The organism is Kosakonia sp. SMBL-WEM22, from assembly GCF_014490785.1.
In the GTDB taxonomy this organism is placed as follows: Bacteria; Pseudomonadota; Gammaproteobacteria; order Enterobacterales; family Enterobacteriaceae; genus Kosakonia.
In genome coordinates this window covers 2,161,183-2,183,628 of the sequence record NZ_CP051488.1, presented here as the reverse complement: position 1 = coordinate 2,183,628, position 22,446 = coordinate 2,161,183, and the positions used below count along the sequence as shown (strand labels likewise).

At 56.6% G+C, this 22,446-nt stretch carries 17 protein-coding genes and 1 other RNA gene; 5 read left to right on the top strand and 13 right to left on the bottom strand.

Annotation, left to right across the window (positions count from 1 at the left end):
* Window positions 1-65: 65 nt before the first annotated feature.
* Together menI and HF650_RS10360 are read right to left on the bottom strand one after the other, a co-directional pair.
* Window positions 66-476 (bottom strand): 1,4-dihydroxy-2-naphthoyl-CoA hydrolase, encoded by a 411-nt coding sequence (gene menI, locus HF650_RS10365; protein WP_187802656.1) that lies wholly within the window; start codon window positions 474-476, stop codon window positions 66-68.
* A complete protein-coding gene (locus tag HF650_RS10360; protein ID WP_187802282.1) occupies window positions 476-3,529 on the bottom strand; it encodes an FAD-binding and (Fe-S)-binding domain-containing protein in 3,054 nt (1,017 codons plus the stop codon). The genes menI and HF650_RS10360 overlap by 1 nt, the downstream gene beginning before the upstream one ends.
* Before the next feature lie 200 nt (window positions 3,530-3,729).
* Between HF650_RS10360 and ydiK the strand changes: the two genes are divergently transcribed.
* Together ydiK and rprA are read left to right on the top strand one after the other, a co-directional pair.
* On the top strand, window positions 3,730-4,845 hold the full coding sequence (gene ydiK / locus HF650_RS10355; RefSeq protein ID WP_187802281.1) for an AI-2E family transporter YdiK: 1,116 nt from the start codon (window positions 3,730-3,732) through the stop codon (window positions 4,843-4,845).
* Window positions 4,846-5,032: 187 nt separating this feature from the next.
* Window positions 5,033-5,140: antisense sRNA RprA (rprA, locus tag HF650_RS10350), an RNA gene on the top strand.
* Between the two features lie 64 nt (window positions 5,141-5,204).
* Here rprA and HF650_RS10345 read toward each other — a convergent pair.
* From HF650_RS10345 to ppsA, 3 genes are all read right to left on the bottom strand, one after another.
* Entirely contained in the window at window positions 5,205-7,577 is a 2,373-nt protein-coding gene (locus tag HF650_RS10345) for a glycoside hydrolase family 3 N-terminal domain-containing protein (RefSeq protein ID WP_187802280.1), read from the bottom strand.
* Window positions 7,574-8,983, bottom strand: coding sequence for an MFS transporter (locus HF650_RS10340; protein ID WP_187802279.1), 1,410 nt, complete (start codon window positions 8,981-8,983; stop codon window positions 7,574-7,576). The genes HF650_RS10345 and HF650_RS10340 overlap by 4 nt, the downstream gene beginning before the upstream one ends.
* A gap of 216 nt (window positions 8,984-9,199) precedes the next feature.
* The gene (ppsA, locus tag HF650_RS10335) at window positions 9,200-11,578 is read right to left on the bottom strand and encodes a phosphoenolpyruvate synthase (protein ID WP_187802278.1); all 2,379 of its coding nucleotides are present in this window, start codon (window positions 11,576-11,578) and stop codon (window positions 9,200-9,202) included.
* A gap of 322 nt (window positions 11,579-11,900) precedes the next feature.
* Here ppsA and HF650_RS10330 point away from each other — a divergent pair, with 322 nt between their 5' ends.
* The 3 genes from HF650_RS10330 to hemP all read left to right on the top strand — a co-directional run bounded on the left by HF650_RS10330 (window position 11,901) and on the right by hemP (window position 14,254).
* Entirely contained in the window at window positions 11,901-12,734 is an 834-nt protein-coding gene (locus tag HF650_RS10330; RefSeq protein WP_187802277.1) for a pyruvate, water dikinase regulatory protein, read from the top strand.
* A 151-nt stretch (window positions 12,735-12,885) separates the two neighbouring features.
* Window positions 12,886-13,932, top strand: coding sequence for a 3-deoxy-7-phosphoheptulonate synthase AroH (gene aroH / locus HF650_RS10325; protein ID WP_187802276.1), 1,047 nt, complete (start codon window positions 12,886-12,888; stop codon window positions 13,930-13,932).
* A gap of 94 nt (window positions 13,933-14,026) precedes the next feature.
* Window positions 14,027-14,254 carry a hemin uptake protein HemP gene (hemP, locus tag HF650_RS10320; RefSeq protein WP_187802275.1) on the top strand — a complete coding sequence of 76 codons (228 nt, stop codon included), beginning with the start codon at window positions 14,027-14,029 and terminating at the stop codon, window positions 14,252-14,254.
* Between the two features lies 1 nt (window position 14,255).
* Here hemP and selO read toward each other — a convergent pair whose 3' ends face one another.
* The 8 genes from selO to pheT form a co-directional block, all read right to left on the bottom strand.
* Complete coding sequence (gene selO, locus HF650_RS10315; RefSeq protein WP_187802274.1) at window positions 14,256-15,698, bottom strand: protein adenylyltransferase SelO; 1,443 nt, start codon at window positions 15,696-15,698, stop codon at window positions 14,256-14,258.
* 62 nt (window positions 15,699-15,760) lie between these two features.
* Window positions 15,761-16,474 carry an EAL domain-containing protein gene (locus HF650_RS10310; protein ID WP_187802273.1) on the bottom strand — a complete coding sequence of 238 codons (714 nt, stop codon included), beginning with the start codon at window positions 16,472-16,474 and terminating at the stop codon, window positions 15,761-15,763.
* A gap of 313 nt (window positions 16,475-16,787) precedes the next feature.
* Complete coding sequence (locus tag HF650_RS10305) at window positions 16,788-17,252, bottom strand: NlpC/P60 family protein (RefSeq protein WP_187802272.1); 465 nt, start codon at window positions 17,250-17,252, stop codon at window positions 16,788-16,790.
* Between the two features lie 78 nt (window positions 17,253-17,330).
* Window positions 17,331-18,080: a vitamin B12 ABC transporter ATP-binding protein BtuD gene (gene btuD / locus HF650_RS10300; RefSeq protein ID WP_187802271.1), complete on the bottom strand. Its 750-nt coding sequence runs from the start codon at window positions 18,078-18,080 to the stop codon at window positions 17,331-17,333.
* Window positions 18,080-18,631 carry a glutathione peroxidase gene (locus HF650_RS10295; RefSeq protein ID WP_023481448.1) on the bottom strand — a complete coding sequence of 184 codons (552 nt, stop codon included), beginning with the start codon at window positions 18,629-18,631 and terminating at the stop codon, window positions 18,080-18,082. Before HF650_RS10295 ends, btuD begins: the two co-directional genes overlap by 1 nt.
* Before the next feature lie 34 nt (window positions 18,632-18,665).
* On the bottom strand, window positions 18,666-19,646 hold the full coding sequence (gene btuC, locus HF650_RS10290) for a vitamin B12 ABC transporter permease BtuC (protein WP_187802655.1): 981 nt from the start codon (window positions 19,644-19,646) through the stop codon (window positions 18,666-18,668).
* Window positions 19,647-19,747: 101 nt separating this feature from the next.
* Window positions 19,748-20,047, bottom strand: coding sequence for an integration host factor subunit alpha (ihfA, locus tag HF650_RS10285; RefSeq protein WP_006820203.1), 300 nt, complete (start codon window positions 20,045-20,047; stop codon window positions 19,748-19,750).
* A gap of 4 nt (window positions 20,048-20,051) precedes the next feature.
* Complete coding sequence (gene pheT, locus HF650_RS10280; RefSeq protein WP_187802270.1) at window positions 20,052-22,439, bottom strand: phenylalanine--tRNA ligase subunit beta; 2,388 nt, start codon at window positions 22,437-22,439, stop codon at window positions 20,052-20,054.
* Between the last annotated feature and the right edge of the window lie 7 nt (window positions 22,440-22,446).

The window sequence follows — 22,446 nt, the reverse complement described above, 5'->3', positions numbered from 1 at the left end:
AACCCATTAGCTTAAGAATAGTGAATAAATCGTGAAGATTTTCGGCGGTTACTCGCCGAAATGCCTTACACGACGGCGGTGGTCAACCGTGAAGAGCAGCAGAGACGCGCCTGCTCATCGAAGATATCGATCTGCCACACCTGATGGCGGCCACCGGTATGCAGCGCCTTACAGAGACCGCGCACCCGGCCACAGCGCACCGAGCGTAGGTGGTTGGCGTTGACCTCCAGCCCGACCACTTTTTGCTCCCCTTCCGTGCAGAGATAACCCGCCACCGAGCCGAGGGTCTCCGCCAGCACCACCGACGCGCCGCCGTGCAGCAGGCCAAAGGGCTGATGCGTGCGCTCATCGACGGGCATCGAGGCTTCGAGCGTATCGTCGCTGATGCGCTCGAAACGGATATCCAGCAGGCCCACCATATTGCCTTCGCCCATGGTATTGAGCGCTTCCAGCGTCACCGCGCGCTTCCAGATCATCACACCATCTCCAGCAGAGCCTGCAACGGATGGCGCACACCGTTTCCTTCGATACGCTTCACCTGGCTGCGGCAGGAGTAGCCCGTCGCCAGACAGCGGTTGCGCGGGAGACGCTGCATCGCCTGATGCCACGACAACTCATAAATACCGAGCGAATTGGCGTGGTTCTTCACTTCATGACCATAGGTGCCGGCCATGCCGCAGCAGCCGACACTGACATTTTCCAGCAGCGCGCCGAAACGCGCGAAGATGGCCGCCCACTGCGCAGGCGCGCCGGGTAAAGCGGTCACTTCGGTACAGTGGCCGAAAAGATACCAGGGCTCGCCGCTCACGGCACGTGGCTCAACCTTATCGAGCACCGCCGGCAGCCACTCATGGACCAGTTGCACATGGAAGTCGCCGCGTTTATCCGCCAGCGCCAGCTTGTACTCATCGCGATAACAGAGCACCAGCGCCGGATCGACGCCAACCATCGGCATCCCCAGCTCCGCAACACGGTTGAGGAAATCCGCGGTCCGCTGCGCCGTTTTCGCAAAGCGCGTAAGGAAGCCCTTGATGTGCTGCGCTTTACCGTTTGGCGAAAAGGGCAGCACCACCGGGCGGAAGCCTAACCGTTCGACCAGGCGGACAAAATCCGCCACCACCTGCGCGTCGTAGTAGCTGGTGAAGGGATCCTGCACCACCAGCACCGTTTTCGCCCGCTGCTCTTCATCAAGTGCTTCGAGCTGCTCCAGCGTCATATTGGCGGAGTGATGACCAACCATCTGCCGCTGTAACGACGGCACAGAGAGTAACGGCAGATCGACCATGCCGATATGCTTCGCCGACAGGTTTCGCACCCACGACTGGCTCATAAAGAAGTTGAAGGTTTTCGGCGCGCGCGCCATCAGCGGCGCATAGCTTTCGACGGTCGCCACCAGATGATCGCGCAATGGGCGCAGATAGCGACCGTGATAGATTTGCAGGAAACGGGAGCGGAACTCCGGGACATCAATCTTGATCGGGCACTGGGTTGAACAGGCTTTACAGGCCAGGCAGCCGGACATCGCCTCCTTCACCTCGTGGGAGAAGTCATACTCGCCGCGGCTGGCGTGCCAGCTATTGCGGGTGCGCTCAATCAGGGTGCGCAGCGAGGCACGTTTTTCCGGCAGCTCTCTTTCAAGCTTCAGCGGATCGATACCCCGGTCAGCCAGCAGGCGCAGCCATTCGCGCACCAGCGTGGCGCGCCCTTTCGGCGAGTGTATGCGGTTGCCGGTGATTTTCATCGACGGGCACATCGGGCTTTTGACATCAAAGTTAAAGCACAACCCGTTACCGTTACACTCCATCGCCCCGCGCCAGGCGGTGCGCGAGGTGGTTGGGATTTGGCGGTCAAAGGTCCCGCGCTTAACCGCATCAACCTGCTTCATCGGCGCATCCAGCCCCTCCGGCGGACAGATTTTCCCCGGATTGAGGCGGTTCTCAGGATCAAACGCCGCTTTGATCTTCCGCAGCTCGCCATACAACGCTTCGCCAAAGAAGGCCGGGCTGTACTCGGCACGGAAACCTTTCCCGTGCTCGCCCCACAGCAAGCCGCCATACTTCGCCGTCAGCGCCACTACCTCATCCGAAATGGTCTTCATCAGCACTTCCTGCTGCGGATCGCACATATCCAGCGCCGGGCGCACGTGCAGCACACCGGCATCGACATGACCAAACATGCCGTAGCTCAGCCCGTGCCCGTCGAGCAGTGCGCGAAACTCGACAATGTAATCGGCCAGGTGCTCCGGTGGCACGCAGGTGTCCTCCGCAAAGGGGATGGGCTTAGCTGCGCCTTTGGCATTGCCCAGCAGGCCGACCGCTTTTTTGCGCATCGCATAGATACGCTCAATCGCCGCCAGCTCATCGCAGCGCTGCCAGCCAATGACGCCGCCTTCACCGCGCGCCATCAGCTCATCCAGCCGCTGACAGAGCGAGGCCACCTGCGCATCGATCAACGCTTCATCATCCCCGGCAAACTCGACGATATTGAGGCCGAGCAGGGTTTTATCCGGCACATCGGTGATCAGCTCTTTAACCGAATGCCAGACGATATCTTCCCGCGCCAGGTTGAGCACTTTCGAGTCGACGGTCTCTACCGACAGGGCGCGCGCCTCGACCATAAAGGGGGCGTTACGCAGCGCAGAATCGAAGGAGTCATATTTGATGTTCACCAGCCGCCGCACTTTCGGCAGGCGGGTGATATCAAGCCGTGCTTCGGTAATAAAGGCCAGCGTGCCTTCCGAGCCGGTCAACACGCGCGTCAGATCGAACTCGGTCATCTCATCATTAAAGACGTGGCGCAAGTCGTAGCCGGTGAGAAAGCGATTGAGCTTTGGAAAGTTATCGACAATCAGCTGGCGGTTATCGCGACAGCGCTCGAACACCGTTTTATAGATACGCCCGATGGCGGTGCTGGCCTTGCCGAGAGTTTCGGCCAGCGCAACCGGCATCGACTGGGTATCGAGGATATCGCCGCCCAGCAGCACCGCGCGCAGACCGAGTACGTGATCGGAAGTTTTACCGTAGACCAGCGAACCCTGACCGGAGGCATCGGTGTTGATCATGCCGCCAAGGGTCGCGCGGTTGCTGGTAGAGAGCTCTGGCGCGAAGAAGAACCCGTAGGGTTTCAGAAACTGGTTAAGCTGATCTTTGATAACGCCTGCTTCAACTCGCACCCACCCCTCTTCAGGGTTGATCTCAATGATGCGGTTCATATAGCGGGACATATCAACGATGATGCCCTGGTTCAGCGCCTGGCCGTTGGTACCGGTACCGCCACCGCGCGGGGTAAAGACCAGCGCTTTAAAACGCGCTTCGGCGGCGAGGCGTGTGATCAGGGCAACGTCTGACGTTGAACGGGGGAAGAGAACGGCGTCGGGAAGTAGCTGGTAAATACTGTTGTCTGTCGCCATCGTTAGCCGGTCGGCATAGCTGGTGGCGGTATCACCTGTAAAACCTTGCTGCTCCAGTGCTTGCAAAAAATTGAGCACCAGTTGAACGACACCTGGCGCCTGGGAAATCTGTGGGATCATTATGCTTGACCCTGCCTGACAGTTAATGTTGTTAAAAGTTAATCGTTTGCTTTAAGCCTTCATCGTTGTATCACATTTTTTTCTTAGGCGCTCAGCAGAATTGCAGGCAGAATCAGGCAGTGCAAATTAGCGGATAGCGCTGTGCATGATAATAGGTGCCCACCTGCCGCACCGCCCCTTCAGCACTGGAAAGGTGAATAATGGATAAAGTTGAAAATCGTCACTCCAGGGATGTGCCGCAATTAATGCTGTCGGTACTGTTTTTAGCCCTTATGATCATCGCCTGTTTATGGGTTGTTCAGCCGTTTATTCTCGGTTTTGCCTGGGCAGGAACCGTGGTGATCGCCACCTGGCCGCTGCTGCTGCGTCTGCAGCGGTTACTCTTCGGCCGCCGCTCGCTGGCGGTGCTGGCGATGATGCTGCTGCTGATCCTGCTGTTTATTATCCCGGTCGCGCTGTTGGTCAATAGTCTTGTCGACTCCAGCGGCACGGTGATTCATGCCGTCACCAGCGGCGTCTCCTCGCCACCGGATCTGGCATGGCTCAACAGCATTCCGCTGGTAGGTGCCAAGCTCTATGCGGGCTGGCACAGCCTGCTCGATATGGGCGGCAGCGCAATTATGGCAAAACTGCGACCCTACGTCGGCACAACGACCACCTGGTTTGTTGGCCAGGCCGCGCACATTGGTCGCCTGATGCTGCACTGCGGGCTGATGCTGTTATTCAGCGCCCTGCTTTACTGGCGTGGTGAGCAGGTGGCGCAGGGGATTCGCCACTTTGCCTATCGGCTGGCAGCTGAGCGCGGCGACGCCGCGGTCCTACTGGCAGGCCAGGCGATTCGCGCCGTTGCGCTCGGCGTGGTGGTGACGGCGCTGGTACAGGCGGTGCTGGGTGGCATCGGGCTGGCTCTCTCTGGCGTGCCTTACGCTACCCTCTTTACCGTGCTGATGTTAATGACCTGCCTGATTCAGATTGGCCCGCTGCTGGTGCTGGTCCCGGCGATTATTTGGCTCTACTGGAGCGGCGACTCGACGTGGGGAACGGTACTGCTGGTGTGGAGTGCGGTGGTGGCAACGCTGGATAACTTTATCCGCCCGGTGCTCATTCGCCTCGGTGCCGATCTGCCGCTGATCCTCATCCTCTCCGGGGTTATCGGCGGCCTGGTCGCCTTTGGTATGATTGGGCTCTTTATCGGCCCGGTACTGCTGGCGGTCTCCTGGCGCCTCTTCTCCGCCTGGGTGAATGAAGTGCCCGCGCCGCAGACGCCCGCAGAGGATGCGCTGGCAACAGTCGACGATTTAGATCCCCCCGCCTGATCGATAAAGGCGGGGTAGCCCGCCTTAACAATCATTAAGCGTTACTTATCATTTTGCCACAACTTAACCGCTTGCCCTGTATAATGTCCGGTATATCACCTCTTTTGCAGCATATATTCTTTACCTGCGTTTAACTAATGAGACGAATCTGATCGACGCAAAAATTCTGCATGCCTACTATAAGAGCACGGTTATAAATCAACACCTTGATTTATAAGCATGGAAATCCCCTGAGTGAAACAACGAATTGCTGTGTGTAGTCTTTGCCCATCTCCCACGATGGGCTTTTTTTTATCCTTTTTTTGGTGGTATCGCTGACAAAAAAGAAACCCGCTTTGCATAGCGGGTTTCATCTGAAATTAGCGACTTACTTCACAATTACTCATCATTCGCCATCGTTGCGGCAATACTTTTGTCTGCCCTGTTACCGTCACGGTTGCGCGCCCGCGAATATCCGCAGATGAGGCACCGATCTGCAGTTCAAACTCTCCTGGCTCGACAATACGTTGCCCATCCCGACGAGTGAAGTTGAGCATATCGACCGGCAGCGTAAAGGTGAGCGTCGCCGTCTCGCCAGGGCTTAACGCCACGCGTTGAAACGCTTTCAGCTCCTGTACCGGCCGCACCATCGAAGCCACCCTATCGCGGACATAGAGCTGTACGACATCGCTGCCGCTGCGCGCTCCGGTGTTGCTTACCTTCACGCGCAGCGTAATCTCACCCTCAATGGGAACCTGTGTCGTTGCCAGCTCTGGCTCGCCGTAGGTAAACTGCGTCCAGCTCTGACCATAGCCAAAGGGATAACGTGAGCCAAAGTGGAAGGCAAAAGGCGTCCCGCCGCTCTTCAGCTTGTGGTTGTAGTAATAGGGCATTGCGCCCGCGCTTTTCGGCACGCTCACCACCAGCCTGCCCTGCGGCTCCGCGCGCCCGGTGAGCACATCGGCAATTGCCCAACCGCCCTCCTGTCCCGGAGCCCACGCCATCAGCAGGGCAGCGACGCGCGTTTCCAGCCCCTGGAGGTTATATGGACGCCCGCCGGTCATTACCACCACCACCGGTTTGCCGGTTTCAACCAGCGCTTCCAGCAGTTGCTGTTGGACACCCGGTAGCGTCAGGCTGTCGGTATCGGAACCCTCGCCGACCGTGCCACTCTGGAACAGCCCGGCAAGATCGCCCACGCAGGCAATCACCACCTCACTCTCTTGCGCTGCGCGTACCGCGTCAGGGATCAGGCTCGTATCGTGTGATACCGGCGACGCCTGCATCGGTTTTCCCGAGGCATCACCCGGAAAGACTGGCGCACCCGCCATCCGTTTTTCAATGATATGGCACCCTTTAGCGTAACGGATCTGCCCCTCGCCGAGCGTCTGGCGCAGCGCGGCAAGGGGTGTGGTGACCTGCGACGTCTCCTCCAGCATATCGCTGATAATCAGATGTACCGGGAAGCTGTAGCCGCTTAATAAGGCCAGCGGATCGTCGGCGGTCGGGCCGACTACCGCCACCGACGGCGAGCCGCTCAGCGGAAGCACGCCGTTATTTTCCAGCAGCGTTAGCGAACGGGTCGCAACTTCACGCGTCACCTGCCGCGTCTCCTCAGACTGCAGCACAATCTTCTGCTCGTCGCTGTAGGGGTGTTCAAACAGGCCGAGGCGGAACTTCACCGCCAGCAGCCGTGCGACTATCTCATCCACTTTATCCATGGTGATCAAACCGCGTTCTACTGCCTGCGCCAGATGGCGCGCGCAGTCATCTTTTGGCAGCTCAACATCCAGCCCGGCGTTAAAGGCCAGCGCCGCCGACTCGGCAGCATCATGAGTGACACCGTGATGCTGATGCAGCAGGCTGACGCCGCCGTAATCAGCAACAATAATCCCCTCAAAGCCCCACTGCTCGCGCAGCACGGTGGTCAGCAGGAAGCTATCGCTATGGCCTGGCTGGTTATCGATATCGTGATAGGCGGGCATCACCGATCCGGCATTGGCACACTTGACCGCCATCTCAAAGGGCAGCAGGAAGGTGTCATTAAGCTCGCAAAAGCCGAGGTGTACCGGCGCATGGTTGCGCGCCCCTTCGCTGAACGAGTGGCCGACATAGTGCTTGAGCGTTGCCAGCATATCGCCCTTCTCGCCCTGCAACCCTTCGACATAGGCGCAGGCCATTACGCCGACCAGCCATGGATCTTCGCCAAACGTCTCCTCCGTGCGCCCCCAACGGACGTCGCGCGAGACATCCAGCACGGGCGCCAGGCCCTGTTTACAGCCGGTTGAGCGCGCTTCATCACCAATATGCTGCGCAGCGCGCTTTATCAGCGCCGGATCCCACGTCGAACCGTAGTTGAGTGAGGAGGGAAAGAGTGTGGCATCTTTACACAGCAGCCCCACCAGACACTCCTCATGAAACAGCGCAGGGATGCCGAGGCGCGTCTCCTCCATCAGCGTTTTTTGCAGCCGGTTAGCGGCGCGCACGCCCTGCTTCGCTTCAACAATATGCGTACCCAGCGGACGAGTGATTTGCCCAACGCCCAGCTTCAATCGTTCCGCCAGCGCCTCCTGCGCACTAACACCGGCAAATTCATCGCTTAAATCGGTCCGCTCGCGGTGGTCGCCCTCCTCAGAGAGCACCAGCCAAAGCCCGTGCATTTGGGCGAACTTCTCCTCTGGCGTCATGCGGGCAAGGAGATCGGCCACGCGCTCGGCGACGGGGCGGTTTGCATCTTTATAAATTGCGGTCATCGGGTCACTCCTGTGTTGCTGAGATCCGGGGTGGTTTGCGCATCGGCGGCTTCGCTGCTGCCACCGCGCTTGCGCAGAAGATCTTGTGCGATGCTGTCGGCGACGCTGCTGTTGAGTTTGTAACGGGTGAGCAGCAGCACCATGCAGATAAATAACAGGCAGGGAATCAGGGTAAACAGCGCGTTAATGGTGGTCAGCACGGTCGCGCTCTGCTGGGCCTGGTTCGGAATGTAGTCGACCGCACCGAGCACCCAGCCGACCACGGCGCCACCGAGGGCGAGACCAAATTTAATGGCAAACAGCGCGGTGGAGAAGACCAGCCCGTCGAGGCGGCGTCCGCTGCGGTGCTCTTCATAATCCACCACGTCGGAGAACATCGTCCACTGCAGCGGCGTGGTCAGGTTCTGAATAAAGCTGAAGACAATATTGAGGGTAAAAATAAGCCACACCTGCGATGGCGGAATGATAAAGATCAGCGCGGCAAAGATAACGAAAGTAATAATCGTCCACTGGTAAGCGCGCACGCGATCAAATTTACCGAGTAGACGCGCCGATAATAGCGCCCCGGTGAGTGAAGCGATCATGCCGGAGACAATAAAGGTGAAGACCATCTCCGGGCGCATTAAGACATATTTGACGTAATACATGGTGGCTGAACCGCGGGTGACGACAGCGGTCAACAGCAAAATATTAAACAGGAAAACAATACGCCACTGGCTATTTGCCGCCAGCAGTTTGAGATCGCCTATCATCGAGCCGGAGGTGTCATTGCGCGGCGTAAAGCGTTCGCGGGTCATAAAGAAACAGCTAAAGAAGAGCACAATCCCCAATGCGCCCATCATGCTCATGGCGTAGAAGTAGCCCTTCTGCACGTTGCCGTCGCCGAGGTGCGCCACCAGCGGCAGGGCGATTACGGTGACAATCAGGCCGCCGATAAACGACAGGCCAAAGCGCCAGGATTGCAGCGAGTGCCGCTCGTGCGGATCCATGGTCAGCGCGCCGGGCATAGCGCAGTAAGGCACGTTAATCGCAGAGTAGATAAAACTCAGAATGGCATAAGTGACGCAGGCATAGATGATTTTCGCCGTGGCACCCGCTTCCGGCACGTAGAAGGTGATGACGCAGCTGACGCCGAAGGGAATGGCAAACCAGAGCAGCCAGGGGCGAAAACGGCCATGCCGGGTTTGCGTGCGATCCACCAGCGCGCCGATACAGGGATCGACAAACGCATCAATTACGCGAACGACTAAAAACATGGTGCCCATAATGGCGGCGGGTAAACCAAAAACATCGGTATAGAAATAGGCGAGAAATAGCGTGGCTGTTTGCCACACCAGGGCGCTTGCCATATCGCCGAGGCCATAGCCTATTTTATCTTTCGTGCGCAGGACAGAGGAAATTGTCATTTTTATTAGCCTTGTGAGGTGAAAAATTATTTCATCCTGGTGCGTTATTTCTTATCGCACCGCTCACTACAGGCTCAAGTATTAGAAGAAGGCAGCATCGGAACAATTGCAATAATTGCCAGGCTTTTTACGTTTTTTAGTTATTGTGATCGGCAACATATTCGCGTCTGGAATAAAAAAATCCCCGACATTATGTCGGGGATTTTGTTTTCGCCGTTATTTTTTCAATTCGGCGAGGCTGAGCCAGGTTTGCACCACCGTATCCGGGTTGAGTGAGAGGCTGTCAATTCCTTCATCCATTAACCATGCGGCAAAGTCCTCATGGTCGGATGGCCCCTGACCGCAGATGCCGACATATTTACCCTGCTTTTTCGCCGCGCGGATCGCCATCGACAGCAGCGCTTTCACAGCCTCGTTACGCTCATCAAACAGCTCCGACACCACGCCGGAGTCGCGATCGAGACCGAGCGCCAGCTGGGTCATGTCGTTCGAGCCGATGGAGAAGCCGTCGAAGTGTTCGAGGAACTGCTCCGCCAGCAGGGCGTTCGACGGGATTTCGCACATCATAATAATTTTCAGCCCGTTCTCGCCGCGCTTCAGCCCCTGACGCGCCAGCTCGTCCACCACCGCTTTTGCCTGCTCAACGGTACGCACAAACGGAATCATGATCTCAACGTTGGTCAGCCCCATCTCGTTGCGCACGCGTTTTACCGCTTCACACTCCAGCGCAAAGCAGTCGCGGAAACTCTCTGCCACATAGCGGCCCGCGCCACGGAAGCCGAGCATCGGGTTCTCCTCTTCCGGCTCATAGCGCTCGCCGCCCACCAGATTGGCGTATTCGTTGGATTTAAAATCGGAGAGGCGCACGATAACGCGCTTCGGCCAGAAGGCCGCACCGAGCGTTGCGATCCCTTCCGTCAGGCGACCGATATAGAACTCAACCGGCGAATCGAAGCCCTTCATCATTTCGCGGATTTCGCTCTGCAGTTTAGGCTCCTGATCGTCGAACTCCAGCAGCGCGCGCGGATGCACGCCAATCATGCGGTTAATAATAAATTCGAGACGCGCCAGCCCTACCCCCTCGTTAGGCAAGCAGGCAAAGTCAAAGGCGCGATCGGGGTTGCCGACGTTCATCATGATCTTCAGCGGCAGATCCGGCATGGTATCTACACTCGAGCTTTTAACGCTGAAATCGAGCAGTTCGGCATAGACATAGCCGGTGTCGCCTTCGGCGCAGGAGACCGTCACTTTTTCGCCGGTTTTGATGCGATCGGTCGCATCACCGCAGCCGACGACCGCCGGAATGCCCAACTCGCGGGCGATAATCGCCGCATGGCAGGTGCGCCCGCCGCGGTTCGTGACAATCGCTGCCGCTTTTTTCATGATCGGCTCCCAGTCCGGGTCGGTCATGTCGGTAACCAGTACGTCGCCAGGCTCAATCAGGTTCATCTCGCTGATATCGTGGATCACTTTCACCGTGCCCGCGCCGATGCGGTGACCGATGGCGCGCCCTTCGGCGATGATTTTGCCCTGCGCATGCAGGGTGTAGCGTTCCATAACCTGGCCGCGCGAACGTACGGTCTCCGGACGCGCCTGCACGATAAAGAGCTTACCGGTATGACCATCTTTCGCCCATTCGATATCCATCGGGCGGCCATAATGTTTCTCAATTTGCACCGCCTGTTTTGCCAGCGCCTGCACCTCCTCATCGGTCAGGGAGAAGCGATCGCGCTCGGCCTGCGGCACATCCTCGATTTGCACCTGCTTGCCATGCTCCTGGTTCGGTGCGTAAACCATGCGGATTTTTTTCGAGCCCATTGTACGGCGCACAATCGCCGGGCGATCGTTGGCCAGTGTTGGCTTATGCACATAGAACTCATCCGGGTTGACCGCGCCCTGCACCACCATTTCGCCCAGCCCAAACGCAGAGGTGATAAATACCACCTGGTCAAAACCGGATTCGGTATCAATGGAGAACATCACGCCCGAGGAGGCGAGATCGGAACGCACCATGCGCTGAACGCCCGCAGAGAGTGCCACCCCGCGGTGATCGTAGCCCTGATGCACGCGATAGGAGATGGCGCGGTCATTAAAGAGCGAGGCGAAGACATGCTTGATCGCCACCAGCACGGCGTCGTAGCCCTGCACGTTAAGAAAGGTCTCTTGCTGACCGGCAAACGAGGCGTCCGGCATATCTTCTGCGGTGGCTGAGGAGCGCACGGCAAAGGAGGCCTCGGCGTCATCCGCGGAGAGTTGGGCGTAAGCTTCATGTACCGCCTGCTCCAGCGCCGGCGGGAACGGGGTCTCCACAATCCACTGGCGAATCTGCGTCCCGGCTTTCGCCAGTTCGGAGACGTCGTCGATGTCGGTTTTATCAAGCAGTTCATAAATACGCTGATTTAAACCGCTCTGTTCGAGGAACTGATTAAACGCGTCGGCGGTGGTCGCAAATCCGTTCGGTACGGAGACGCCCATACCGGAAAGATTAGTAATCATTTCACCCAGGGAGGCATTTTTGCCTCCAACTCTGTCTACATCATTCATGCCGAGTTGGTCATACCAAAGCACCAGCGGTGACGAGCCATTGTTGGACATCGAGACAATCCTTTTGTGATATATGAAGGGGTACATAACGTCTTACAGCGTTTTTTTATCCTGGCATAATAAATTGCGTTGAAAAAACGGTGAATCGTGTAAGCAATTAGCCTTTCTGGTTTTTCGGACAGATACCCATCAATAAATGGTGGCCAGGTTAATTCTCATTACCCTGCCTCTTCCGGGTGCTTAAAATGAACCATACAGTTCATTAAAAATAAAAACCGTATTTCATTTTAAAATGAGATAAAGGTTATACGCAGTGGCAGGCTTTTTAATTTAAGCTTTCAGATAATTGCGCATCACATTCAGGATGGGATTAATGGACAACGCAGTCGATCGTCACGTGTTTTATATTTCTGATGGAACCGCTATCACCGCTGAAGTATTAGGCCATGCGGTGATGTCGCAATTTCCGGTTGCCGTCAGCAGCATCACACTCCCCTTTGTTGAAAACGAGAGCCGCGCCCGCGCAGTCAAGGAGCAGATAGATGCGCTCTATCAGCAAACCGGCAATCGCCCGCTGGTCTTCTACTCGATTGTGTTACCGGAAATACGCGCCATTATTTTGCAAAGCGAGGGGTTTTGTCAGGATATCGTGCAGGCACTGGTGGCCCCGTTGCAGCAAGAATTAAAACTCGACCCAACACCGATTGCCCATCGTACTCATGGCCTGACGCCGGGAAATTTGACCAAGTATGACGCGCGTATTGCCGCCATTGATTACACGCTGGCGCATGATGATGGTATTTCGTTGCGCAATCTTGATCAGGCGCAGGTGATTCTGCTCGGCGTCTCCCGCTGCGGTAAAACACCCACCAGCCTCTACCTGGCGATGCAGTTTGGTATTCGCGCCGCCAACTACCCCTTTATTGCGGATGATATGGATAATCTTGGTTTGCCTGCGGCGCTTAAGCCGTTGCAGCACAAACTCTTTGGTCTGACCATTAATCCTGAACGCCTTGCTGCCATCCGCGAAGAGCGCCGTGAAAACAGCCGCTATGCGTCATTACGTCAGTGCCGTATGGAAGTAGCAGAAGTGGAAGCGCTTTACCGCCGCCACCAGATCCCTTGCCTTAACAGCACCAACTACTCTGTTGAGGAGATTGCCACCAAAATGCTCGATATTATGGGATTAAGCCGCCGCATGTACTAACATACTAGTACATGAATGCATTATGGGTTATCATGCGTTTTACTGATGTGTTGCGCCCTGTGCCAGGCTTGTTTTCAGCCGCGATTGGTTTATGGTGAGCGCATCACTTCCGGCACCTTTGCCGCTGAAGCCCCTAATTTTGAGACGCTTAATGAACAAAACAGATGAACTTCGCACCGCGCGTATTGATAGCCTGGTGACGCCGGCCGAGCTGGCGCAGCGCTACCCTGTCAGCCCGGAGGTCGCCGCCCATGTGACCGCTTCGCGGCGACGTATTGAAAAAATCCTTAACGGCGAAGATCGCCGCCTGCTGGTGGTTATCGGCCCCTGCTCGATTCACGACCTGGATGCGGCAATGGAGTATGCCCGCCGCCTGCAAGCTCTGCGCACGCAGCATCAGGCGCAGTTAGAGATTGTGATGCGCACCTATTTTGAAAAACCGCGCACGGTGGTCGGCTGGAAGGGGCTGATCTCCGATCCCGATCTCAACGGCAGCTATCGCGTCAATCACGGTATTGAACTGGCGCGCGGGCTGCTGTTGCAGGTTAACGAGCTGGGTGTACCGACCGCCACCGAGTTTCTTGATATGGTGACCGGACAATTTATTGCCGACCTGATTAGCTGGGGTGCTATCGGCGCACGCACCACCGAAAGCCAGATCCACCGTGAGATGGCCTCTGCGCTCTCCTGCCCGGTGGGCTTTAAAAACGGCACCGATGGCAACATCCGTATCGCTGTAGATGCGATCCGCGCTGCGCGTGCCAGCCACATGTTCCTGTCACCGGATAAAAACGGTTTGATGACCGTCTACCAGACCAGCGGAAATCCGTGGGGCCATATCATTATGCGCGGCGGCAAGCAGCCCAATTTTTACGCGCAGGATATCGCCAACGCTGGCGACACGCTGCGGGAGTTTGATCTGCCTGAGCAGTTAGTGGTCGACTTCAGCCACGGTAACTGTCAGAAGCAGCATCGTCGCCAGCTTGAGGTGTGTGATGACGTCTGCGCGCAAATTCGCAATGGTTCAACCGCCATTGCCGGTGTGATGGCGGAGAGTTTTCTTAAGGAGGGGACGCAAAAGATCGTTGCCGGGCAACCGCTGACCTACGGTCAATCGATCACCGACCCGTGCCTCGGCTGGGATGACAGCCTGCTGCTGCTGGAGAAACTGGCCGCCGCCGTCGCCACGCGCGGTTAAGCCAGATCACCTGCGATCAGGCAGGTGTTACCTACAGATTTTGGGGGGATCGGCACGTTCCCCCTGAAACACGCTTGCTTCATGGTGCAGTTTATTGATAATGATTCTCATTGTTGATTTACCGTTAAGCGCGATTTTGCCTATGGATAGCCCCGCCACACCTGCCAGCCCGCCCGAAAAACCTGATCACATTCGCGCCAGCGATCGGCACATCACCAGCCAGGCGCTGCTCGGTGAACAGCGCCGTGTTGTGATTGAGCATAACGGGCAGCGCTATTTGCTGCGCGAAACCCATGCCGGCAAGCTGATCCTTACCAAATAAGCTAGCTGGAGCAGCTTACTTCCAGCCGTTTACCCCAATCCGGCGGGCGGCGGGCATAGTCGTCGCTACGATCGTTAAAGGGCTGACGCAGGATCTCATGCAGCCTTTCCAGCTCTGCCATGTCGCCCTGCTCTGCGGCTTCGATGGCGCGCTGCGCCAGCCAGTTGCGCAAGACTACCGCCGGGTTAACGCTCTGCATCTGCTGCTGTCTTTGCGCATCGTCAATCCCTTCTTGCTGGAGACGCTGACGATAAGTGGCGAACCAGCTATCAAACGCGCCGCGATCGATAAACTCATCGCGCAGCGGCGAGTCTGCACTCTGCTGCTCGGTATGGCTTAACATGCGGAAGGTGCGCGTATAGTCACTCCCTTCCCGCGCCATCAGCGCAAACAGCGTGTTAAGGATCTCGTTATCCCCCTCCTGCGGCACAAACAGGCCGAGTTTGCTGCGCATCAGGCTGCCATACTCGGTTAACAACTGTGACTGATACCCATCCAGCGCCGCATTTAAGGCATCGACGGCAATAAACGGGGACAGTGACTGCGCCAGGCGCTGCAGGTTCCACTGCGCGACCACTGGCTGATTCTCAAAACTGTAGCGCCCCTGGTAATCAGAGTGGTTACAGATAAAGGCCGGATTGTAGTCGTCGAGAAAACCATACGGCCCATAATCCATCGTCAAACCGAGGATCGACATATTGTCGGTGTTCATCACACCGTGGGCAAAACCAACCGCCTGCCAGCGGGCAATCATCACGGCGGTACGCCGTACTACATCGCGGAACCAGGCGACGTAGCGGTCAGGCTCCTCCTGCAAATGCGGCCAGTGATGGCGAATGACGAAATCGGCCAGCTCGCGCACTTTCTCAGGCTGACGACGATAGTAGAAGTGTTCGAAATGGCCGAAACGGACATGGCTTTCCGCAATGCGCATCAGCATCGCACCCTGTTCGCGCGTTTCGCGCATCACCGGCGTATCGCTGGTAACAATGCTTAACGCCCGGGTGGTGGAGATGCCGAGATAGTGCATCGCCTCTGAAGCAAGGCTTTCGCGAATGGTCGAGCGCAGCACCGCGCGCCCGTCGCCCATACGGGAGTATGGCGTCAACCCCGCCCCTTTCAGGTGCCAGTCGCGAGTCGAGCCATCCGCCAGTTGCTGTTCACCGAGCAGAATGCCGCGTCCGTCGCCCAGTTGCCCGGCCCAGACACCGAATTGATGGCCGCTATAGACTTGCGCCAGCGGCGACATGCCGGGCAGCAACGTTTCGCCCCCCCAGACGCCAGCGCCAGTTTCCGGGTGAAATAGCGCCTCGGGCACGCCGAGGGTTTCTGCCAGCGGGCCATTGTGCCAGATAAGTCGCGCATTGCTTAACGGGGTAGGTTTTAACGCAGTGTAATAATCTGGCAGTTCATCACGCCAGCGAGTGGTAAAAGTCAGGGTCATAGATCCTCCAGCCTTTTAGTGTAGTACCTAACGCGGTGTTTAAACACCGGGCAACACAGGGGCTATGGGTGGATCAGTGACGTCAACTCGGCGGCGGTAACCGCTGGCCAGAGTGCGCCTTGCATGGCGCTAAATTGAAACGCGCTCGCGCGTTTTAGCGTCGGCTCGTCATCAATGCCGGCAATCATCACCGTCTCGCAGTAAGGTTCGACCTGGGAAATGATGGCGCGCATAAAGGGTTCGAAAGCAAGCGTAGAAATACTTTGGTGAATGAAGTTTTTATCCAGCATGACGCGTTTAAACAACCCATCAAATACTGCTTTGGTTGATGCTGCGCCAACGCCAAAATTCCACAGCACCAGCGGATATTGTTTCGCCAATAGAGACAAAAGTTTGTTCTCTTTTCCACTATTGAGATCTGGGTAATTCTCATTGATGGCCAGTTCGAGGCATGGGAATTTTCTGACCTGCGCCGCCAAAGTCTCATCCGTCAGTAATTGCTCGGTTATTTCTGATGAAATATTAATCCAGGCGGTAAGGTGATGCTGAATTAAAAAGAGCTGGCAGGCTTCAATAAGGGCGAGTTGTTCAGTAAAAAGCGTTACTTTTTCAGCTGCCGTCAGGCGTGGCAAAACCAGCTCTGTCGGGGCGCGGACTGTGCTGTCCTTTCCAACAAAGTTAACGATAATTTCGATACCCTGAAGCATTCCGTTACCATCTCTTGCCGGTAGCAATAAAAGCTCAGAGTGATAGCTGTAATCGAGTGAAACTATCATTTTGCCAGCCCCGCATTATGGGATAAATCCGGCGTTAACAAACCTGTCTGACGATATTCCATGTTTACTGATTTTAATGAGATTGGCTTCATTTTTTTCCCGTTCTATTTTTATACCCTCCCCTCCGTTGTTATTCGTTTGCTCACGCATTCTCCTGCCCCTGGCGGTGAGTCGCGAACAATCATAATTAATTTAAAAATTGCGATTTAGTAGAAACGTCCTGGTTTATATGAAAATGTTCAGCGTCCGGAAACAAAAAAGGGAGGCCTGCATGACGCGCGCTCCCTTTTTTGCTCTATCTGTCGACACCGCGTCAGATACGTCGCGCCTGCCAAAAATTTTTACGCCAGTAGACATTGTCGAGCGAAGAGCGCATCACCCCCCGGCTGGTTGAGGCGTGAATAAAGGCGTTATCGGTGTCGTAGATGCCGACATGCAGCCCGCTATCACCGGAGCCGGTTTTGAAAAACACCAGATCGCCTGGCAACAGATCCTCTTTATCGATCTCGGTGCCGAGCTTCGCCTGCTGACGCGTCTCACGCGGTAGTTGCAGCGCAAATTTATCGCGGAAGGTCATCATCACAAAGCCCGAGCAATCGACGCCTGAACGCGCCATGCCACCATAGCGATAGGGCGTGCCGCGCCATTCGCTGAGCTGATCGTTCAGATTGGCGATGACCGTAATAGAGTCCGACAATCTTGGGTTCGGCGGAGGGGCGCGATGGGAGCTACATCCTGCAAGGAAAAGCGCCGCCGCCAGTAAAAACCAGATACGCATTCTGCAATACGCCTCGTTGTCTCTTTTTATCGGATTAATCTACAGTGGGAGCGCGAGCTATGGCAAGTCACCATTGCGTCACACCGTCGGGATCAGCATTCGGTGGCCCTCCACCTCAACCTGCTGAAAAACCATGCCGTAGGCATCAGCCAGATGCGCAGGTGTCATCACCTGCGCATTTTCACCGCTCGCCACTAACCTTCCAGCCTGCAATAGCCAGACGTGATGCGCCTGGCGCAGCGTATGGTTCAGATCGTGGCTACTCATCACCACCGTGATGCCTGCGCTGACCAGTTCGCTAATCACCCTATCCAGCGCCGCCTGCTGCGCTACATCAAGGCTGCTCATTGGCTCATCCAGTAACAGCAGCTGCCCGTGAGCGTTGCCCCGCGGATGGATCTGCAAAATTACTGCCGCCAGGCGTACCCGTTGCCACTCGCCGCCGGAGAGCTGGTTGGTTGCCCGTGCCAGTTTATCCTCAAGGCCGAGCTGACCGGCAATGTCTGCCAACAGGGCGTGCTGGCTTTTATCAGGCTGATGCAACGACAGGTAGTGCCAGACTGGCATAGCAAACGGCGCACTCTGCTGTTGTGCCAGGTAGGCGCGATGCCGGGCCAGCGCCGTTGCCGGCCACTGCTCAAGCGGTTGTCCGTTAAACGTAATCTTACCCGGCCCGCCGGAAAGCCCGGCGATACGCGCGAGCAGCGTGCTCTTGCCTGCCCCGTTCGGCCCGACAAGATGCACGATCTGCCCGCAAGGCAGCGATACGCTTATCGGCGCCAGCCTGCCCCGCTCAGCGACGTCCTGCAGCTGCATCAGCGTCGACATTACTTCGAGACGGCCTGCTTAATGGCGTTGACCAGTAACGGGTCGTCCGGCGTCATATCGGGTGAAAAACGCTGAATCACCTGGCCGTCGCGGCCAATCAGGAATTTTTCGAAGTTCCACAAAATATCGCCCGGTGCCTGTGGCGCACGCCCTTTACTCACCATACGCTCGTAGAATTCACTGTCCGCTGGTGCGAGCGCTGTTGGCGCGGCGGCGATCAGTTTCTCATAGAGAGGATGGCGGGCGTCGCCATTGACATCAATTTTGCTGAACAGCGGAAAAGTCACGCCATAGGTGGTGCTGCAGAAGGTTTTGATCTCCTCTTCCGAGCCCGGCTCCTGGCCGAGGAACTGGTTGCACGGGAAGCCCAGCACGCTAAAACCCTCCCCCTCCCACGCTTTCTGCAGGTTTTCCAGCTGTTCGTACTGCGGCGTCAGGCCACATTTTGACGCAACGTTAACCACTAACAGCACTTTGCCGCGCCAGGCGCTGAGTGAGCTCTTTTCGCCATCAATGGTGGTAACTTCGGTATCCAGAATATTCTGTTGCATAACATCCCCTTAATGAATGTGATGATTGACGGACTTAGCGCCCGGCCCTCAATAATAGCCAGATAAATACCGGCGCACCTAGTGTTGAGGTCACGACGCCTATCGGCAGTTCTGCCGCGCTGAGCGCAAGGCGCGCAACAATATCGGCAGTCAGTAGTGCGACCGCACCCGCCAGCGCGCAGCCAGGCAGCAATACACGATGATCGCTTAAGCCACATAAGCGCAAAATATGCGGGATAACCAGCCCGATAAAGCCGATGGCTCCGGCTATCGCCACGCTGACACCCACCATCCAGCCAGTGGCAGCCACCAGCAGGTTACGCCATAACCAGAGCGGCAGCCCCAGCTGTCGGGCGGGGATTTCACCCAGCGCTAATACATTCAGCGCAGTGGATTGCAGGCAGATCCACACCATCACCGGCAGAAGCGCTGCCATCAGCCAGCCCTGCTGCCAGTCGATGCCGCTAAAGCCCCCCATCATCCAGTACATCAACTGACGTAAATCAAGCGAGGTGGAGAAGTAGACCGCCCAGGTCATCAATGCGGTACATATGATACCAAGCGCCACGCCAGCCAACAGTAACTGGCTGGTGGAGAGATGACGGCGTGCAAAGCGCAGCAGAATAAGGGTTACCGTCAGCGCGCCGGCAATCGCACACAGCCCGAGTGCCCAGCCGGGCATCATCTCACCGCCGAGAAAGATCGCCGCAATAAGCCCGACACCTGCCCCGCTCGACACACCTAGCAGACCAGGCTCTGCCAGCGGATTTTCAAACAAGGCCTGCATCGTGGCACCACAAAGTGCCAGCGCGGCACCGACCAGTAGCACAGCAAGGGTGCGCGGGAAGCGTATCTGCCAGACAAAAAGCTCAGCCTCAGGAGTGAACCAGCGATTAGGAGCAATCCACTCCTCTCCTGCGCAAAGGCTTAAGGTGAGCGCAAGCAGTAGAAGCAGCGCCAGCGCGCCGAGCCAGCGGCGGTTGCGTTGCTGTTGAAGATGGGCATATGCCAGCATGGTTTCACGTTTACTCATCAGCCAGGTGACTGATTCTAAGAGGGATAGCGAATGCTGAAAAGAAAAAAGGCCGCGAGGCGGCCTTTTTGGTTAGTGCAAAATCATTCAGCTTTGGGCGAAGCGTTTTCAACTCGGCTCTTTAACTTCTGACCGGGTCTGAAGGTCACCACGCGCCGTGCTGTAATGGGAATATCTTCGCCGGTTTTTGGGTTACGGCCCGGACGTTGATTCTTGTCACGCAAATCAAAGTTGCCGAAGCCGGAGAGTTTAACCTGCTCACCATTTTCCAGAGCACGACGGATCTCTTCGAAAAACAGCTCTACCAGCTCTTTTGCATCCCGTTTGCTAAGCCCAAGCTTATCAAACAGATATTCTGACATTTCAGCTTTTGTAAGCGCCATAGGTTCAATCCCTCAATGATGCCTGGAATCGCTCTTTTAATGCCTCTACACATCTGGCAACGGTAGCGGCAATCTCCTCTTCTTCGAGTGTACGGCCGGTATCCTGAAGGATCAGACTGATGGCAAGGCTTTTCGACCCTTCCACGACGCCCTTACCGCGGTACACGTCAAACAAGTTTACGCCAACTACCTGATTTGCGCCAACTTTCTTACATTCTGCCAAAACATCTGCTGCAGGGACATTTTCATTGACCACAACAGCGATATCACGGCGGTTCGCCGGGAAGCGAGAAATATCCTGAGCCTGAGGTACGGCGCGGTCTGCGAGGGCATTCCACTCCAGCTCAAACACCAACGTGCGACCGTTCAGATCAAGCTTACGCTCCAGCTCCGGATGCACCACACCGATAAAGCCAATGCGCTTATCTTTCAGATAAATCGCGGCAGATTGACCCGGGTGCAGCGCCGGATTGGTCTCAGCGCGGAACTCAATCGCTTCTAACTTACCTGTCAGATCCAGCACAGATTCCAGATCGCCTTTCAGATCGAAGAAATCAACGCCGTTTTTTGCCAGGTCCCAGTGCTCCTCATAACGGTTACCGCAGATAGCACCCGCCAGCATCACATCCTGACGGATGCCGAGGTTCGCCTGAGTATCCGGTACGAAACGCAGACCGGTCTCAAAGATGCGTACGCGGCTCTGCTGACGGTTCTGGTTATAGACAATCGTGCCAAGCAGACCCGTCCACAGAGAGAGACGCATCACCGACATTTCGCTGGAGATCGGGCTTGGCAGCACCAGCGCCTCTTCGCCCGGGTGGATCAACTGCTGCAGTTTCGGGTCAACGAAGCTGTAGGTGATCACTTCCTGGTAGCCTTTGTCGTTAAGCATAGTTTTCACTCGCTTAAGGGACAAGTTGGCTTCGCGATGTTCACCCATCACCAACCCGGCCTGCACCGGCTCATCAGGAATATTGTTGTAACCGTAAACACGGGCAACTTCTTCTACCAGGTCCTCTTCAATCTCCATATCGAATCGCCAGCTCGGCGCGACGGCCAGCCACTCATCCTGGCCTGCGGTCACTTCGCAGCCAAGGCGGGTCAGAATATCGCTCACCTGCTCATCGGCAATGTGATGGCCAATCAGGCGGTCCAGCTTACTGCGACGTAAACGAATGGTAGCGCGTTTCGGCAGCGATGCTTCATCAGTCACGTCAATGACCGGGCCCGCTTCACCGCCGCAGATATCGAGCAGCAGGCGCGTAGCACGCTCCATCGCTTTGTATTGCAGCTGCGGATCGACGCCGCGCTCGTAGCGGTGGGAAGCATCGGTATGCAGACCGTGACGACGTGCGCGACCGGTAATAGAGAGCGGGTTGAAGAAGGCGCACTCCAGCAGGACGTTTTGCGTTTCGCTGTTCACACCGGAGTGCTCACCGCCAAAGATACCGCCCATCGCCAGCGCATTATTTTGATCAGCAATCACCAGCGTGTCGGCACTCAGTTTCGCTTCGTTGCCGTCGAGCAGCACCAGCGTTTCACCCTCTTTCGCCATACGCACCACGATGCCGCCTTCAAGGCGATCGCTGTCGAAAGCGTGCATCGGCTGGCCGAGCTCAAGCAGAACATAGTTGGTGACATCGACTACCGCATCGATTGAGCGAATGCCGCAGCGACGCAGCTTCTCTTTCATCCACAGCGGCGTTGGGGCGCTGACGTTGATGCCTTTGACCAGGCGGCCCAGGTAGCGCGGACAGGCCTCTTTCGCTTCCACAACGATCGGCAGCGTATCGTTAATGGTCGCAGCCACCGGCGCGATTTCCGGCTCGTTCAGCGGGGATTTATTCAGCACCGCCACGTCGCGGGCAACGCCGACAATACCCAGGCAATCGGCACGGTTTGGCGTAACGCTGATTTCGATGGTGTTGTCATCAAGCTTCAGGTATTCACGAATATCGGTGCCAATCGGCGCATCCGCCGGCAGCTCAATGATGCCGTTATGATCGTCGGAAATACCAAGTTCGGAGAAGGAGCAGAGCATTCCTTCAGAAGGTTCACCGCGCAGTTTCGCCGCTTTAATTTTGAAATCGCCCGGCAGTACCGCGCCGACGGTCGCGACGGCCACTTTCAGCCCCAGACGGCAGTTTGGCGCGCCGCAGACGATATCAAGCAGGCGATCGCCGCCCACGTTTACTTTTGTTACGCGCAGTTTGTCGGCATTCGGGTGCTGAGCACACGCCATCACTTCGCCAACTACCACGCCATGAAACGCACCGGCGACCGGTTCAACGCCGTCCACTTCCAGGCCGGCCATGGTGATCTGCCCGGAGAGCGCTTCGCTACCAACCGCCGGGTTCACCCATTCGCGTAACCACAGTTCACTGAATTTCATTGTTTCG